This window comes from Shewanella denitrificans OS217, assembly GCF_000013765.1.
GTDB lineage: Bacteria > Pseudomonadota > Gammaproteobacteria > Enterobacterales > Shewanellaceae > Shewanella > Shewanella denitrificans.
Genome location: NC_007954.1, coordinates 1,591,814 through 1,608,745 on the forward strand (window position 1 = coordinate 1,591,814; position 16,932 = coordinate 1,608,745).

Consider the following 16,932-nt stretch of genomic DNA (forward strand, 5'->3'; position numbering starts at 1 on the left):
AACGAGTGATTAATACGGTTTCATGAAATATTCCCGCGTCTTTATCAATAGTTTAGCCTATGAGCTTGCGCCTCTTGTGGTGTCTAGCCTAGATCTTGAATCACGCCTAGGGCCTTTATATCAAAAGTTCCGTATTCCCATGGGGCAACTTGCTGCCTTAACCGGCATAACTGAACGTCGGTGGTGGCCAAAAGGCTTTCGCCTGTCAGACGGTGCCATCAGCGCTGCTCGTAAAGCCATAGATGAAACCGGCATTGCAGTAAGCGACTTAGGCGCTGTGGTTTACACAGGAGTGTGCCGCGATCAACACGAACCTGCCACCGCTTGCCGAATTGCTGCCGAGCTTGGGGTCTCTAAAGATACCGCCATCTACGACATCAGCAACGCTTGTCTTGGAGTGCTATCGGGTATTTTAGACATAGCTAACCGCATCGAGCTTGGGCAAATTAAAGCCGGTATGGTGGTGTCTTGTGAATCTGCAAGGGACATAGTCGAGGCGACAATCGACAACATGCTGGCAGATCCGACCATGCAGAATTTCGCCCAATCCTTGGCGACTTTAACCGGTGGCTCTGGCGCTATCGCGGTGATTTTAACCGATGGTAGCTTGCCCCTTAAAACCGCGCGTCAACATCAGTTATTGGGTGCGAGTCATCTGTCTGCCCCTGAGCATCATCAGCTGTGTCAGTGGGGCTTACAAGAAGCGGGGCACTTGTTGTATCGTGAGTTTATGCGCACCGATGCGGTCACTTTGCTTAAAGAAGGCGTAGACTTGGCCAAGCACACCTGGGAGCATTTTTTATCTCAGCGTGATTGGCTGGTGGAGCAGGTCGATAAGGTTATTTGTCACCAAGTGGGTGCCTCTAATCGCAGGCAAGTGCTCAATGCACTCAATATTCCCCATGAAAAAGAATACCCAACCTATCAAACCTTAGGCAACATGGGCACAGTGTCTTTACCTGTGACAGCTGCCATGGCCCACGATGAAGGCTTCTTAAAAGTCGGCGATCAGGTGAGTTTTCTTGGCATAGGCAGTGGTCTGAACTGCATGATGCTTGGCATCAAGTGGTAACTTGCTTGCTAATTAAGGCTTAAATCTAAGGGAGACAAACCTAAGGATTTAAGCCTTTTTGCTTCAGCGCATTTTTAACAGCCTAAGGCTAAGCTAACCCCTGATGGTGGCGCTGAAAAATAATGAAAAATTAAGCTAGGAAACAAAATGTTAGATACTTTACTGCCTTTTAAGTCACATTTTTTATCCCGTAATGGCCAGCAACTGCATTATCTCAATGAAGGTGAGGGTGAGGCCGTGGTCATGGTGCACGGCAATCCAAGTTGGAGTTATTACTACCGTAATTTGGTGGCTGAGCTTAAGGGTGAGTATCAATGCATAGTGCCTGATCACATAGGTTGCGGCTTGTCGGATAAACCTGACGATCCCCAATATGATTACACCTTAAAGAGCCGAATTGACGATCTAGAAGCCTTGCTTGAGCATGTAGAGGTGCGAGAAAATATCACTTTAGTGCTGCACGATTGGGGCGGCATGATAGGCATGGGCTTTGCTGCCCGCCACCCTGAGCGCATAAAACGCTTAGTGCTGCTCAATACCGCTGCCTTTCATCTACCACAGAGTAAGCCTTTTCCTTGGGCGCTGTGGATCTGCCGCGAAACCTTCTTAGGTACCTTATTAGTGCGCGGCTTCAATGCCTTCTCGGCCGCGGCATCCTATGTGGGGGTTAAGCGCAAACCTATGGATAACGCCGTACGTGAAGCCTATGTGGCGCCGTTTAATTCTTGGACTAACCGCATATCGACACTGCGTTTTGTGCAAGACATTCCCTTAAAACCCAGTGACAGAAATTATCAATTGGTGAGTGATATTGCAGACAGCCTAAGTCAATTTAAGCAGACGCCTGCGCTTATCTGTTTTGGCATGCAAGATTTTGTGTTTGATAAACATTTCTTACAAGAGTGGCGTCGGCGTTTGCCCAATGCCAAGGTGCATGAATTTGCCGATTGCGGTCACTATATTCTTGAAGATGCGCCTGATGAAGTCATAGGGTTAGTGAAAGACTTTTTGACTGGAACAGAGTCTGAAAAAACACATTAATAGAACAGCAGCTTAGCGGTGTTTTACTGTTAACATACTGACATTATGGCCGTTATAACCTAAGCATCTTGCTATGATTATGACGGCCTTGTTATATAACCCATTTTATCCAAGGGGGCTTTAGCTATGACTTCGCCGAGCGCTAATCTATGTCGACACCTGAATACTGCAGCAAACGAAACCCCAACGGCACTGGCCGTCGCTGTGCAGCAGGCGCATAGCGGGCTCTTGTCCAGCAAAGCCCGTTTTAGCTATGATGAAATCAACTTCGCCCAGCTCGATAAACGCTCGGATGACATCGCCTTTGCCCTGAATCAGCAGGGAATTGTTGCCGGCATGAAAGCCGTGTTGATGGTGACCCCAAGTATTGAATTTTTCGCTTTAACCTTCGCACTATTTAAAGCGGGTATAATCCCTATTTTGGTGGACCCTGGTATGGGGACGGCAAACCTTAAGCAATGCTTCGAAGACGCCCAGCCACAAGTGTTTATCGGTATTCCTAAGGCGCATATCGCCAGACAGCTTCTGGGCTGGGGGAAGGACAGCGTGCGTCATTGCGTTAATGTGGGTGGAGGCTCCCTTGCACGGCTACTCTCAGGCGCGCCAAGTCTTGATGAACTGCTGGCGCAAAGCATTAAGCGCAAAGTGAAGCAATACCCCATGGTTAAGCTTAATGATCATGAGATGGCGGCCATCTTATTCACCAGTGGCAGTACAGGTTTGCCCAAAGGTGTTATCTATAGCCACAGCATGTTTGAGGCGCAAATTGAGGCATTAAGGTGTGATTATGGCATCAAACCGGGTGAGCGCGACTTAGCCACGTTTCCATTGTTTTCTTTGTTTGGCCCGGCTCTTGGTATGGCCTCAATCGTGCCAGACATGGACGCCAGCAAGCCCATTAGCGCCAAGCCTGAATACTTATTTGCCGCCATAGAGCAGTACCAGTGCAGCAATCTATTTGTGAATCCTGCATTACTTGAACGCTTAGGTCAGGCTGGCGTGGCTATGAAGCATAAACTCACCAGCGTTAAGCGGGTGATTTCAGCGGGGGCACCGGCCAGCATCGACGCCATTGCCCGTTTTTCTACTCTGTTGGCTGAGGATGTGCCAGTGCTTAACTCTTACGGCGCAACCGAGTCTCTGCCCATCAGTTTTATTGCAAGCCAAGACTTGCTGCCGACGGCTGAGGCCACCGACAAAGGCGCCGGGATCTGTGTGGGTAAAGCCATACAAGGGGTGGAGATACGCATCATTGCCATCAGCGATGAGCCCATAGCGACTTGGCAACCAGAGCTTAGCCTCGAGGCCGGCCAAATAGGTGAAATTGTGGTGAAAGGCCCCATGATAAGCCAAAGTTACTATCGCAATGACAAGGCCAATGCCTTAGCCAAAATTAATGACCCAGAAGGGGGCATGCGCCACCGCATGGGGGATTTAGGTTATTTGGATGAGTTGGGCAATTTATGGATGTGTGGCCGCAAAGCCCATAGAGTCGATGTGCTTGAAACACAAGGTACAGGGGCTATGATTAAACGTTACCTGTCCATACCTTGTGAGCGTGTGTTTAATACTCACCCTCAGGTGCGGCGTTCGGCGTTAGTCGGCATTAGGCTTAATGGGCAAGTTATGCCACTTTTGTGTATAGAATTAGATAACAGCCTGGCCTGCAGTGACACTAAGGCCTTGTATCAAAGCTTGAAGGACATAGCCGCCAAGCATCCACACACTCAAGGGATTGAGCGCTTTTTAATCCATCCTAGTTTTCCCATGGATGTGCGCCACAATGCCAAAATATTTCGTGAGAAGCTTGCCATTTGGGCCCAAGCTAAATGGAAGGAATAACAGTGTTAGTTTCAAAACAAACAGAGTTAGAACAACAAATATTGAACCAAACTGATATCGAAAACAGCCAGTTATCCTGCCTAACTCAAGGGGAACAGGCGGTGCTTAGGGCGTTAAAAAGTCAGTGCACAAAAGTGTTTGTCACAGGTGCTGGGGGTTTTTTGGGCAAAGCCATTTGTAAGCGCTTAAGGGCTGCTGGGATTGAAGTGGTCGGGTTTGCGAGAAGTGCCTACCCTGAGCTTGTGCGCCTTGGGGTCGACATGTACCAAGGGGATATCTGCGACTATGACAAGCTGCTCGATGCCATGAAAGGCTGTGACTTAGTGTTTCACGTCGCCTCTAAGGCTGGAGTCTGGGGCAGTGAAGACAGTTATTTTCTGCCCAACGTCAATGGCACTGCCAATGTGCTACGTGCCTGTAAAAAACATAAAATCCAAAAGCTTGTGTATACCAGCACCCCCAGCGTGACCTTTCAAGGCCAAGATGAAAACGGTATCGATGAGTCGGCGCCCTACGCCAGTAAATTCCTAAACTTTTATGCTCAGTCTAAGGCCTGCGCCGAGAAGATGGTGCTTGCCGCTAACGGTGAAAAAGTGAAAACTGTGGCCTTAAGGCCGCATCTTATCTGGGGGCCAGGGGATCCCCATTTAGTGCCGAGAGTACTAGCCAGAGCCAAAGCCGGCAAACTTAAGCTTGTGGGCAAAGAGGATAAATTAGTCGATACCATTTTTATTGATAATGCCGCGTACGGCCATTTATTGGCGGGGCTAGATTTATGCCAAGCTGCTAAGAGTGCTGGTAAGGCGTACTTTCTCAGTAATGATGAACCCATCACCATGGCGGCTATGTTAAATAGCATCTTAGCCAGCGCCGATTTACCACCAGTCACTAAGCGAGTTCCCGCTAAACTGGCCTTTTATGTGGGTTACTTGTTAGAGCTTGTTTATGGCGTGCTGCGGGTTCGCACTGAGCCTGTGATGACACGTTTTATAGCCAAGCAATTATCCTCTAGCCATTATTTCGATATTAGTGCCGCTAAAAATGATTTGGGTTACTCGCCGCAAGTGAGTATGGCCGAGGGGATGGAAAAGCTTAAACAGTCACTACTGAAAAGCTAAGTGGTGATAAACGGTATCCGTGCAAGTTAGTTTTATATTTAAGTAGTAAAAGCGCCTAAGGGCGCTTTTTTATTATAAACAGACTGTCTACAACTTGACGTTCAGGCGAAGGGTTAGACACGGCTTGTTGCTTATGGCTTATCATTTCAAACCCCGCTTCAGATAAGGCCCTCAAAAGGTGCGCCTCTTCGTGATAATGAATAAACATTTGCTGGCCACTGCTTGAGGTTTGAAAGCCTGAATCAGCCAGTTTTCCTGTCATGGTGCTTAAGTAAATAATGCCATCGTCTTTTACAAGTTGTTGCATATCATCAAATAATGCCAGCACTTCTGCAGGCGTTAAATAGGGCAACACAAATCCGCATATCAAGGCATCGAACCTTTGAGTCTTTTCTCCTGTTAATCTTGTCGCGAATGTTTTATTTGATAGGTGATTGAATTCAATGGCACGGCAATCCATCTGCACAAACTCAGCCTCTGGGTTATTCTGTTTGGCAAGCGCTACCATATTGGGCGCAAGCTCTAATCCTAATAGCTGGATATCAGGACGCTTATCTAACAAATAGCGGCTAAGGTTGCCAGGACCACAGGCCATATCTAACACCCAAGCATTGTGGGTAAGCTGGGCGCAAAACTCACCGAGTAGCGTCTCGTACAAACCCACGTCCATGTATTTGTCTTGATAGCCTTGGGCCAATTGATTAAATAGGGCAACTGCCTGTTGATTCTTGTCCATTGCACTCTCTTATTCTATGTCGATATTGACCACGTGTTTGGCCAATTATTAATGGGTAAAAATTGCGCTGAGGCCGAGTAAAGAGCCATACTCACATCAGTGTGCCCAAGTTATTTTTTTGAGATAAATCCTAGGAGATACCATGGAAAGACGCGCCAGCTGTAATTGCGGTCAAGTGTCGGTTACCACTAAAGGTGAGCCACTAAGAGTCTCAGTATGTCACTGTATTGCTTGCCAAAAGCGTACAGGAAGTGCTTTTGGGGTTCAAGCTAGGTTTCCAATCGATCACACTAAAATTTTTGGTGAAACAAAAGTCTATCAACGCACGGGAGAAAGCGGCGCAGTGATCGATTTTTATTTCTGCCCTAACTGTGGCGCTACGGCTTATTTCTCTTCGGTTTCCCTGCCTGAAGTGATAGCCATTCCTGTAGGTAACTTTGCCAGTCTGACCTTCAATATCGTGCCGCAATTAGGTTCTCAAGGGGATCACAAGAGCGCCGCACAAACCTTCCCTCATCCGACAGTCAGTATTTACCAAGTGAGGGCCTTGCCTTGGGTAAACTTAACTGGCATTAATGACGTGTATGATTGACCTAAAGGTGAGCTTTGGGCTTAATAAGGATAGATACACATCTGGTAAAGCAAAGGATTGAGTAATGAAGACCATAGGATTATTGGGCGGCATGAGCTGGGAGTCGACCCTAAGCTATTACAAATTAATCAACCAAGGAGTTAATCGTGAGTTAGGCGGACTGCATTCGGCCAAAATATGCCTCAATAGCGTCGACTTTGCCGAAATCGAGCAACTGCAACATCTGGGAGAATGGCAACAAACCGCAGACATTCTTGCCGCAGCGGCTCAGTCTATTGAGGCCGCTGGCGCCGATTGCCTGCTCATTTGCACTAATACCATGCACAAGGTAGCCCCGCAAATTAGTGCAGCGATTAACATTCCCCTTATTCACATTGCCGATGCCACGGCGCAGCAGCTCATCCTTGACGGTGTTAGGCGGGTCGGGTTGCTGGGCACTCAATTCACTATGGCTGAAGACTTCTATAAAGGCAGGCTTAGGGATAAGTTCGATATAGAAGTCATTATTCCTGATGAAGAAGAGCAGCAGTTAGTACACCAAGTGATTTACACTGAGCTGTGTCAGGGCGTCATTCGCTCTGAGTCTAGACAGCAATATGTGGCGATCATCGAAAAACTGCAGCAACAAGGCGCTCAAGCTGTGATCCTCGGTTGCACCGAAATCGCCTTGCTGGTGCAGCAACAGCACACTTGTGTCCCCTTGTACGATACCACCGCCATCCACGGTCAAAGTGCGGTGCAGTTTGCACTCGAACAGCAAGGCTAAAGTCTTGCTGTCTTTTGTTTGAATTCACTTTTCTTGAGAATTACCACACAAACTTTGCCATTGACGCATTGCCGTGGGATCGCCATTTTTGAAACCTATATAGGAATTGAGTTTTCGACTGATTTCACTTTGCTGTTCAAGCGCGATTGGTGTGTTAATTTCAATAAGATGTAACCCCCCTGTAGCGGTGCGTTTAAGCGTGTCGAGTAATTCAGTGATGGTTTGGCAAACGTGGCCTACACCACCATAAGCTTGGATCAATATTTTTGGATCGAAACCTTGATGGTTGCAGTGATATATAGGCGCATTGCCGGCTTTGCCCAGATGGAACACGTTATTACGCATATAAAGTATTGTTATGTTAGCATTTTGTTTTTGTAAGTTAATCAGTTCATTTGATTGAAAATTAAAACCACCATCACCAGTGATGACTAAAATGGGCTGCTGGCATTGTTGCCATTGCAATTCATCGGCAATGGCTCTGGCATAGGGTAGGCTAGTGCCCATAGCGGCATACCATGGATTGGCGAAGAAGCTACGACCTAGCTGATTACCTAAGGTTTCCAATTCGAAACTGGCAAAGAAGGCGTTACCTACCTCGGGGATGAAAATATAGGGGCGGGGCAAGGTGATTTGCGCCGCGTTGATTACTTTTGCCAAATTGGCGTAACTCAGTGGTTCAAGCGGCTCAAGGCGTTGTCGATTTTCATCGATTAATGCCGGCTTATTATTAATAAAGTCACTCGCCGGTTGCGATCTGGGAATAGGGGTCAATTGGGTGATGGTATCGAGAATGCTAATCACGGCGAGAATATCTTGCTCCCACATCGCGGTGCCTTTTAGCATGGTCTTATTAGGGTGATTATCAATCGCGTGGGTTTGGCTACCAAAGGCGTTGTTAGTATCAGATGGGAAGATTGACGTGCCAATTTCGAGTACATAATCGGCCATAGTTTCAATATAGATCTTGCCTATGGTGTGACTAAAAACCCCGTTATAACAGCCAAGACAGAGCGCATCGGCTTCATCGACCATGCCTTTAGCAAACCAAGTCACCGCATAGGGGATTTGATGGCGTTTGCATAACTGGACTAAGCTTGCCAATAATGCTGGATTCAGTCGTAATTTTTCACCCAGAAACAAGAGAGGTGCAGAAGAGTGGGCTAACTTTTCGATGATCTCGGCGGCGATAAATTCCGCGCCAGTTAAATTCAATCTAGGGGCTAGCAGCGCATCAAGGTTCGCGGGCAAACTCAATGCTTGGGTGGCTAGATTAACTAAATCTCGAGGGATCTCAATATACACAGGTTGACGGTTGATATAGGCATGACTCAGTAAGCTTAAGCATTGTTCTGCTGCGATATTGGGCTGACCTGTGTGTCTTTGACCTTGTAAACGTTCGGCACGGATCCCCAGCGCCTTAAACGCATTCAGCGCGGCGTTAAGGTCGGTATGCCAGGCCGAATGGGGGTGCACTGTGTGGTGTAACGCGTGCTGAGCAATTTCATTCTCCCCAGGCGCCCCGGATAAAAAAATGACCGGCAGACCTTCGGTGCGGGCAAGGGCTGCTGCAGATATACAAGGCAGACTGCCAACGGTATAGGTCATTAAACACACACCTAACCCCGCAACTTCTGCTTGTGCACAGGCACTGAAACCGGCATGCATTTCATTGCTGGAGGGAAGTACCGCTAATGTGCTTTCCAGTGAATTGATAAGGTTAGCGACGAAATCTCCTCCCACACCATAGACTCGATTCGCGCCAAAAAATTGCAATAACTCGGCTATGCTATGCCCAAGTTGCGGTAGACTGTTATGGTACTGTAAACCGAAGTTTTCTTGTATGGATGACGTCATCTAGACCCCCTGTAGGAATTATTGGGTTCAGGGTATGTCAATAATGAAATTGGCAATTGATCTAGATCAGCTTTGCAAAAACTCATCTTCCATTGAGCTGGAATAATTTGTGAACATTTGTGTGCCATATGGATTAAGTTATCGTTTTAATTGAATTATATTTGTCATATTTTGTATACAAGTCACAGGCTCACACTAATGGGAAAGAAGGTATTCGCCGATGCAGTTGGTATTATGTTAAGCAAGTGAAAATATTCATCTGTCTATATCAGCTGCACAGTCGCCTTGGATAATATTCGAACGAGTAATGTATATCTTGATGCTGCATCTGCAGTCAGGTTAAAGGAGATGAATAGATGGAAAAAGTCACCGGAATAGGCGGGATATTTTTTCGCGCTGCCGCCCCAAGCGAGTTAGCGCTTTGGTATGAAATGCACCTTGGGGTGACGCAAGTACCGCAAAGTTATGAGCAGCCTGCCTGGCAGCAAGTGGCGGGGGACACAGTATTCGCACCGTTTAGCCAAGACAGTGATTATTTTGGCAGGGCAAGTCAGCAATGGATGATCAATTTTAAAGTCAATGATTTAACCGCCATGGTGGCTCAGCTTAGAAAGGCGGGTATTGAGGTCACTGTGGATCCCGAAGATTACCCCAATGGAAACTTTGCCAGATTGCATGACCCAGAAGGTAACCCTATAGAGCTTTGGCAGCCCAAATAGCAGTTTGATACATGAATAAAAATACCCTGATAGAAAGAGATTTGCATGAAGATAGACATCATAAATGAAGAAGCCACAGCGCTTGTAGATACCTTAGTTGCCGGTGTGCGTCAGTATAATGTTGACAATATGGGGGACGAGACCTCCAAGCCCCTGACCGTAGTTGCCCATGATGACGAAGGCAAGCTGTTAGGCGGCGTATCGGGGCGAACTATTTACAAAAACTTTTTAATCAATGTGGTGTGGGTCCATGAGCAGGCTCGCGGAACAGGCCTTGGGCGGGAATTGATGCAATTGGCTGAAGTTGCAGCCAAGGATAGAGGTTGCCTATTGGCTCAGGTGGATACCTTATCCTTTCAAGCGCCAGTTTTTTATCAGAAGTTAGGTTTTGAAATTGTCGGGCGGGTACCTCAAATTGCCGACATCCCGGAGCGTTTTTTCCTGATGAAAACCTATTGAGCGCCTTGTTAGAGTGAATACCAATTTTCAGGAGGTCAAGCAGTGAAGACGATACATAAAGGTGCCTGCTTGTGTGGCGAGATCCGCTTTACGGTAGCCACCCCATTAGGGGCGGGTGATGTGTGTCACTGCGTGCAATGCCGCAAATGGACTGGGCATCAATTTGCCAATACTGAAGTGCCGCGCGCCGCACTTAGCATAGAAGGGGAGCAGCATTTGAAGTGGTTTCACTCATCCAATAAGGTGCGCCGCGGCTTTTGCAATCATTGTGGCTCATCACTCTTTTTTGACCCTATAGACACAGTCAAGCATCAGTGGATTGGCATCGCCCTCGGGGCATTTGAGTCACCTACCCATACCAAGATAAATCTGCACATCTTTACCGCCGAGAAAGGGGACTACTACGAGATAACCGACGGCGCCAAACAAAATGACTATTAAACTTTTTAACTTTTTTGAGTCGTTTTTTGGCTGCATTTTTTAACAAAGGAGACTGAGGTTTACGGGCGTTTTCTGTCGTTTGCAGGTTTGATAAAACAGTTTTTCGGAATTTAGGTTAACAATGTTGCAAATTTGTTGCTAACCTTGTTTTTCGTTCAACTTGTTTTGCAACCCGTTTGTTCGTCGTCCGCTTAGTGAGCAATGGGTTCATTGAAGTTTTGGTTTATTAAGCTGTGAGTTCAGCGCAAACATTATCCAAACTTGAAAAAGGAAACCCTATGAAATATAGAATATTGCTCTCTTGCTTTGCAGTGCTGCTGTTTTCATCCGCGGCATCGGCTAAGGTACACACAGGGATAGACGTTAACATACAGCCAATTAAAAGTAGCTTAACCAACAATGAAGATGTCTACGTCAAAGTCAGCTATAAGAACCGCAGTAATCAGGCCGTCAATATTTTGCGTTGGTACTTGCCTGACGCCAATGGCAACCTAGAAGAAGGGATATTTAAAATAAGCCGTGATGGTGAAGTTATCGATTATTTAGGTGCTCACTATAAGCGCCCAGCGCCGACAGATGCCGATTATGTGACGCTTAACCCTAACCAAAAGTTGAGCTATAAAGTAGAGCTTTCAGGCGTTTATGACTTGTCTGAGGAAGGGCAATATAGCGTCAGTCTTGATGTCAGCAATATGGCCTTGTTTTCACCAAGCACAGCGAATAAACCCAACAAAGGCAATGGTGATTCCGCAGTTCAAGCGTCAGCCTTGAAAAGTGATGCACAAGCTCTGGTCTATGTAAGTAAAGTCAGTAGCCGTAAACGCTGTAATCCCCGTAAAGAAGATTGCGGTGGTGGCGGTGGCGGAACAGAGGATGTGACATTCACTGGCGCTTGCTCTAACTCTGAACAAAACTCAATTTTTGCCGGATTAGATGCAGCAAAATCTATGACCAATAGCAGCGTGTCTTATTTAAATGGCAGCGTAGGTCCCCGTTATACCACTTGGTTTGGTACTTATTCGAGCGCTCGTTTCAACAAAGTCGCGGGTAATTTTGATGCCATAAAAGATGCCTTAGACAACAAGCCTAAAGTCTTCGATTGCAGCTGTAATCAAAGTTATTACGCTTATGTTTACCCAAGCCAGCCTTACAAAGTCTATCTATGTCGAGCGTTTTGGAGTGCGGGCACCACAGGCACAGATTCTAAGGGCGGCACCATCATTCATGAGTTGAGTCATTTTAACGTGGTCGCGGGCACTGACGACATAGTCTATGGCCAAACCGGCGCGAAAAACTTAGCCATAAGCGATCCAAACGGCGCCACCAATAATGCCGATAACCACGAATACTTTGGCGAAAACACCCCCAACCTGAACTAAGCGAATTAGCTAACATTCTAGATAAAGTGGAATGGTTTGGAACACTTAGCTTCATTTAATATAAATAAGCCACTTACTCATTATGTGGCTTATTATTTTTTCAGGTTAGTAAAGGGAAATAGTCCGACTTGAACTTAATGATAAAAACGCCAGCGATGAGGCTGGCGTCAGTATTTTATTGTTGAGATATGCTTAAGTTTATCTGCCTTCTTGCTCGGCTTTTTTGAAAAAGTAATCCACCGCAGGTTTGATTAATTCAAGCGCTGTTTTATCGCATTTAGGCAGTGCTGCATCGCTTCTTCTTACTGGAGTCACTCTATCACCCCATTGAAATACCGCGGCCGCTGAAGTTAAGCCGGCACCAAAGGCACAAGACAAAATCTTCTGTTGCGGTTTGATCAGACCTTGCTCTAACGCATCACAAATGGCGATAGGGATGGTCGCTGCCGAAGTATTGCCATAGTTAGCAATATTAACGAAGGCTTTTTCTTTAGGAATTTTCATCCGGCTGACTAAGGTATCGATAATACGCTCGTTAGCCTGATGGGGAATGACAAAATCCACATCATCTTTATCTAGCTGGCACTTGTCGAGCACCTTGGCACTTAAACTGCCCATGCCATTAATGGCGCGCTTAAAGATTTCTTGGCCATTAAATTGAATGAAAAAATCCAATGAGCTGGCATCGAATCTGTCCATCTGGCTGCCAAACTGTGACTTTAAAATGTCGCGGCCTTCGGGATCGTTATTAAGCTCATAGCCTAATACTCCGCCTGGCTGCTCGCTGGCTTCAAGCACCACAGCACCCGCAGCGTCGCCAAAGAGCACTGCAGTATCACGGCGAGACCAATCAAGATAGAAAGACAGACGTTCGGCGCCAATCACGAGGATTTTCTTATTTTGACCACTTTTAATTAACGAGCTCGCTAATCCTAAACCATAGAGAAAACCACTGCAGGCAGCATTAATATCAAATGCACCGCAGGTCGCACCTACATTGGCTTGTACTGTGGATGCAATATTTGGGATTAAGGTATCAGGGCTTGCAGATGCCAATATGATTAAATCCAGCTCACAGCCATCGATGCCAGCAGCAGCTAAGGCATGGGCGGCGGCGACGCTAGCCATCTCAGAGGTGTTAACATGACTGATGTGACGCTCACTGATCCCAGTGCGGGACTTGATCCACTCATCGGAGGTTTCCATAAAAGTGGCAAGATCATCATTGGTTAACTTAGCAGGAGGAACGCATTTTCCCCAACCTGTAATATGAGCGTACTGCATTGTGTATTCTCTCAAAAAATAACGGTAAATAGTGCAACAAGGGGAAAAACACACTCATTTGTAAGCCAAATGAGCAAAGAGCTAGTTCACTTGTTTTTCAACTAAGGCTTTAATTGCCGCTAGTGCACCAATAATATGTTGATGTAATAATTCACTGGCGCCGGCAATATCTTTGCACTGGCACAGCTCAAGTAAGGCCCTATGCTCTCGTTCGGCAGTCGGGATCCCCCCAGTATGTAAAAGTTGCAAGCGAATATAGCGATCGCTATGGATATTCAAGCCTTGAACAACCTCTAATGTATGAGGGCGGTTAGCCGCTTGGTATAAACAGGTATGAAATTGTCTGTTTAATTCGCTCCAAGTTGCTACAGAACTTTCTAGTTTAAAAGCCAGCTCTAGCTGATCTAAGACACTCTGTGCCTTTATAAGGTGAACATCTTGCAGATTCGGGATAGCTTTTGCAAGCAAATCGACCTCAATCATGGCCCTGAGCTCAAAAAGCTCGGTCACTTGCTCCACAGACAATAGGGTGGCAGTCGCACCTTTATGAGGCTCAAAGTTAACTAAGCCTTCTGCATCCAACTGTACCAAGGCTTCACGAACAGGAATTCGACTCACATTTAACTTTTGGGCAATGTATGACTGCCTTAAGGGTTCACCGCCTTTGATTTGGCCAGATAAAATCCATTCTCGGATGACTTTCAACACGACTTGAGTGCGAGTTTGATGAACAATGGGTTGAGGTGATTCAGAGGCTAAGTTCATGTGAGGCCGTAATCAGTTAACGATAAAAGCTAGCAATAGCGCTGGCTAAGATTACCTTGTCACTGTGTCATTATCAAAGTAAAACTTAACCTTTGTGTGGCCGAAATCAAAAGAGAGTGGGATAATCTAAGACAATAATGCAAAAGGAATAGATGAAAGTGAAGAAAGCCGTATTTTTAGACCGTGATGGGGTTATCAATAAAGACACTGGGTACGTTCACCTTGTTGATGATTTTGTATATATAGAAGGCGTATTTGATGCTTGTCTTGCACTAAAGAAGATGGGCTATCTATTGGTCGTGGTGACTAATCAGTCCGGTATCGCCCGCGGCATGTACAGTGAAGATGAATTTCATTCATTAACTGAGTGGATGGACTGGAACTTTGCCGACAAAGGCGTTGAGCTTGATGGGATCTATTACTGTCCCCATCATAATGAGAAAGGCATAGGCGAATATAAGCACGATTGTGATTGCAGAAAACCTAAGCCAGGTATGCTGATAGATGCCGCGCAGTTTTTAAATATCGATTTAAGCCAGTCTGTGATGGTGGGTGACAAGGCCGATGATATGCGCGCCGCCATTGCTGCGGGTGTTGGTACATCAATTCTGGTACGCAGCGGTAAAACGGTCGATGATGCTGGAATCGAACTTGCGACTAGAGTAGTAGACAGCATTGCCCATGTGCCAGACTACTTAGCCAGTCGCTAGATTCGTGTGTCGTTAGCTGTAGGTCGTAAGGGGACATTTGTACTCAAATGCTAGGCTGAGGCGGGCTAAATGTGACTTATGTGTAGTACAAAGCGCCTTAATGCATATGAAAAGGTGATAAATACACCGCTTTGGCTAAAAAGCGTTCGCTTGGTTCGCTTTTGCAATAAAAATGCCTAAAAGGGGTTGCGGGAAAAAATGGAATGCCTATAATGCGCATCCACTGACACGGCGTGAGGCGATTCAATGTTTGAAAAAACAAATGAATCAACATCATGTAGCGTGTACGCTCTTTAACAATCTAATCAAGTAATCTGTGTGGACACTCACAGGTATTGAGTTATTCGACAATTATCTAAATCAGTTTAACTGCTTTAGGTAATCAAAAAATTTAAACTCAATGCAACGATGAATGTCCATAGCAACTTTGGTTTCTACTTTCTTTCAAGAAAGTAAATTCAAAGAAGCACATATGTACAAAAGACTTTGTTAACTTCGGTTGATAAAGCAATCAGAATTCATTGAGCCGAAACCTTCGGGTTTCAAAAAACTTTAATTGAAGAGTTTGATCATGGCTCAGATTGAACGCTGGCGGCAGGCCTAACACATGCAAGTCGAGCGGCAGCGGGAAGTAACTTGTTACTTTGCCGGCGAGCGGCGGACGGGTGAGTAATGCCTAGGGATCTGCCCAGTCGTGGGGGATAACAGTTGGAAACGACTGCTAATACCGCATACGCCCTACGGGGGAAAGGAGGGGACCTTCGGGCCTTTCGCGATTGGATGAACCTAGGTGGGATTAGCTAGTTGGTGAGGTAATGGCTCACCAAGGCGACGATCCCTAGCTGGTCTGAGAGGATGATCAGCCACACTGGAACTGAGACACGGTCCAGACTCCTACGGGAGGCAGCAGTGGGGAATATTGCACAATGGGGGAAACCCTGATGCAGCCATGCCGCGTGTGTGAAGAAGGCCTTCGGGTTGTAAAGCACTTTCAGTCAGGAGGAAAGGTAGCGTGTTAATAGCACGTTGCTGTGACGTTACTGACAGAAGAAGGACCGGCTAACTCCGTGCCAGCAGCCGCGGTAATACGGAGGGTCCGAGCGTTAATCGGAATTACTGGGCGTAAAGCGTGCGCAGGCGGTTTGTTAAGCCAGATGTGAAAGCCCCGGGCTCAACCTGGGAATTGCATTTGGAACTGGCGAACTAGAGTCTTGTAGAGGGAGGTAGAATTTCAGGTGTAGCGGTGAAATGCGTAGATATCTGAAGGAATACCGGTGGCGAAGGCGGCCTCCTGGACAAAGACTGACGCTCATGCACGAAAGCGTGGGGAGCAAACAGGATTAGATACCCTGGTAGTCCACGCCGTAAACGATGTCTACTCGGAGTTTGGTGCCTTGAGCACTGGGCTCCCAAGCTAACGCATTAAGTAGACCGCCTGGGGAGTACGGCCGCAAGGTTAAAACTCAAATGAATTGACGGGGGCCCGCACAAGCGGTGGAGCATGTGGTTTAATTCGATGCAACGCGAAGAACCTTACCTACTCTTGACATCCACAGAAGCCAGCAGAGATGCAGGTGTGCCTTCGGGAACTGTGAGACAGGTGCTGCATGGCTGTCGTCAGCTCGTGTTGTGAAATGTTGGGTTAAGTCCCGCAACGAGCGCAACCCCTATCCTTATTTGCCAGCACGTAATGGTGGGAACTCTAGGGAGACTGCCGGTGATAAACCGGAGGAAGGTGGGGACGACGTCAAGTCATCATGGCCCTTACGAGTAGGGCTACACACGTGCTACAATGGCGAGTACAGAGGGTTGCAAAGCCGCGAGGTGGAGCTAATCTCACAAAGCTCGTCGTAGTCCGGATCGGAGTCTGCAACTCGACTCCGTGAAGTCGGAATCGCTAGTAATCGTGAATCAGAATGTCACGGTGAATACGTTCCCGGGCCTTGTACACACCGCCCGTCACACCATGGGAGTGGGCTGCAAAAGAAGTGGGTAGTCTAACCTTCGGGAGGACGCTCACCACTTTGTGGTTCATGACTGGGGTGAAGTCGTAACAAGGTAGCCCTAGGGGAACCTGGGGCTGGATCACCTCCTTACCTATACGACTAACTCATACCTGAAAGTGAGCAATCGCCTTGAGTGTTCACACAG

Annotated in this window: 15 protein-coding genes and 1 rRNA gene; 12 read left to right on the top strand and 4 right to left on the bottom strand. The window is 46.8% G+C overall.

The genetic code is table 11. The annotated features are described in order from the left end of the window. The first annotated feature begins 22 nt into the window (after positions 1-22). The 4 genes from SDEN_RS07120 to oleD all read left to right on the top strand — a co-directional run bounded on the left by SDEN_RS07120 (position 23) and on the right by oleD (position 5,073). Positions 23-1,072 (top strand): 3-oxoacyl-ACP synthase III, encoded by a 1,050-nt coding sequence (locus SDEN_RS07120; RefSeq protein WP_011495813.1) that lies wholly within the window; start codon positions 23-25, stop codon positions 1,070-1,072. Positions 1,073-1,219: 147 nt separating this feature from the next. Then, positions 1,220-2,113, top strand: coding sequence for an alpha/beta fold hydrolase (locus tag SDEN_RS07125; protein WP_011495814.1), 894 nt, complete (start codon positions 1,220-1,222; stop codon positions 2,111-2,113). 126 nt (positions 2,114-2,239) lie between these two features. After that, positions 2,240-3,955, top strand: a complete 1,716-nt coding sequence (gene oleC / locus SDEN_RS07130; protein ID WP_011495815.1) for an olefin beta-lactone synthetase — start codon at positions 2,240-2,242, stop codon at positions 3,953-3,955. Further along, entirely contained in the window at positions 3,943-5,073 is a 1,131-nt protein-coding gene (oleD, locus tag SDEN_RS07135) for a 2-alkyl-3-oxoalkanoate reductase (RefSeq protein ID WP_011495816.1), read from the top strand. Before oleC ends, oleD begins: the two co-directional genes overlap by 13 nt. Before the next feature lie 55 nt (positions 5,074-5,128). Here the strand turns inward: oleD and SDEN_RS07140 are convergent, their stop codons facing one another. Next, complete coding sequence (locus SDEN_RS07140) at positions 5,129-5,809, bottom strand: class I SAM-dependent methyltransferase (protein WP_011495817.1); 681 nt, start codon at positions 5,807-5,809, stop codon at positions 5,129-5,131. A gap of 142 nt (positions 5,810-5,951) precedes the next feature. On the opposite strand from SDEN_RS07140, the gene SDEN_RS07145 reads away from it, so the two are divergent. Beyond that, complete coding sequence (locus SDEN_RS07145; protein ID WP_011495818.1) at positions 5,952-6,401, top strand: GFA family protein; 450 nt, start codon at positions 5,952-5,954, stop codon at positions 6,399-6,401. A gap of 64 nt (positions 6,402-6,465) precedes the next feature. Beyond that, positions 6,466-7,167: an aspartate/glutamate racemase family protein gene (locus tag SDEN_RS07150; protein ID WP_011495819.1), complete on the top strand. Its 702-nt coding sequence runs from the start codon at positions 6,466-6,468 to the stop codon at positions 7,165-7,167. A 24-nt stretch (positions 7,168-7,191) separates the two neighbouring features. Here the strand turns inward: SDEN_RS07150 and SDEN_RS07155 are convergent, their stop codons facing one another. Beyond that, on the bottom strand, positions 7,192-9,024 hold the full coding sequence (locus SDEN_RS07155) for a thiamine pyrophosphate-binding protein (RefSeq protein ID WP_011495820.1): 1,833 nt from the start codon (positions 9,022-9,024) through the stop codon (positions 7,192-7,194). A 356-nt stretch (positions 9,025-9,380) separates the two neighbouring features. On the opposite strand from SDEN_RS07155, the gene SDEN_RS07160 reads away from it, so the two are divergent. The 4 genes from SDEN_RS07160 to SDEN_RS07175 all read left to right on the top strand — a co-directional run bounded on the left by SDEN_RS07160 (position 9,381) and on the right by SDEN_RS07175 (position 12,022). After that, entirely contained in the window at positions 9,381-9,743 is a 363-nt protein-coding gene (locus SDEN_RS07160; protein ID WP_011495821.1) for a VOC family protein, read from the top strand. Between the two features lie 45 nt (positions 9,744-9,788). Then, a complete protein-coding gene (locus SDEN_RS07165) occupies positions 9,789-10,202 on the top strand; it encodes a GNAT family N-acetyltransferase (protein WP_011495822.1) in 414 nt (137 codons plus the stop codon). Between the two features lie 42 nt (positions 10,203-10,244). Further along, positions 10,245-10,643, top strand: a complete 399-nt coding sequence (locus tag SDEN_RS07170; RefSeq protein WP_011495823.1) for a GFA family protein — start codon at positions 10,245-10,247, stop codon at positions 10,641-10,643. 278 nt (positions 10,644-10,921) lie between these two features. Next, a complete protein-coding gene (locus SDEN_RS07175; protein ID WP_011495824.1) occupies positions 10,922-12,022 on the top strand; it encodes a M35 family metallo-endopeptidase in 1,101 nt (366 codons plus the stop codon). 198 nt (positions 12,023-12,220) lie between these two features. On the opposite strand, the gene SDEN_RS07180 is transcribed toward SDEN_RS07175, so the two are convergent. Together SDEN_RS07180 and SDEN_RS07185 are read right to left on the bottom strand one after the other, a co-directional pair. Then, a complete protein-coding gene (locus SDEN_RS07180) occupies positions 12,221-13,306 on the bottom strand; it encodes a ketoacyl-ACP synthase III (RefSeq protein ID WP_011495825.1) in 1,086 nt (361 codons plus the stop codon). 81 nt (positions 13,307-13,387) lie between these two features. Next, complete coding sequence (locus SDEN_RS07185) at positions 13,388-14,071, bottom strand: GntR family transcriptional regulator (RefSeq protein ID WP_011495826.1); 684 nt, start codon at positions 14,069-14,071, stop codon at positions 13,388-13,390. A 152-nt stretch (positions 14,072-14,223) separates the two neighbouring features. Between SDEN_RS07185 and gmhB the strand changes: the two genes are divergently transcribed. Both gmhB and SDEN_RS07195 read left to right on the top strand, forming a co-directional pair. Further along, a complete protein-coding gene (gmhB, locus tag SDEN_RS07190; RefSeq protein WP_011495827.1) occupies positions 14,224-14,781 on the top strand; it encodes a D-glycero-beta-D-manno-heptose 1,7-bisphosphate 7-phosphatase in 558 nt (185 codons plus the stop codon). A 553-nt stretch (positions 14,782-15,334) separates the two neighbouring features. After that, positions 15,335-16,877 (top strand): 16S ribosomal RNA (locus tag SDEN_RS07195). The last annotated feature ends 55 nt before the right edge of the window (positions 16,878-16,932 follow it).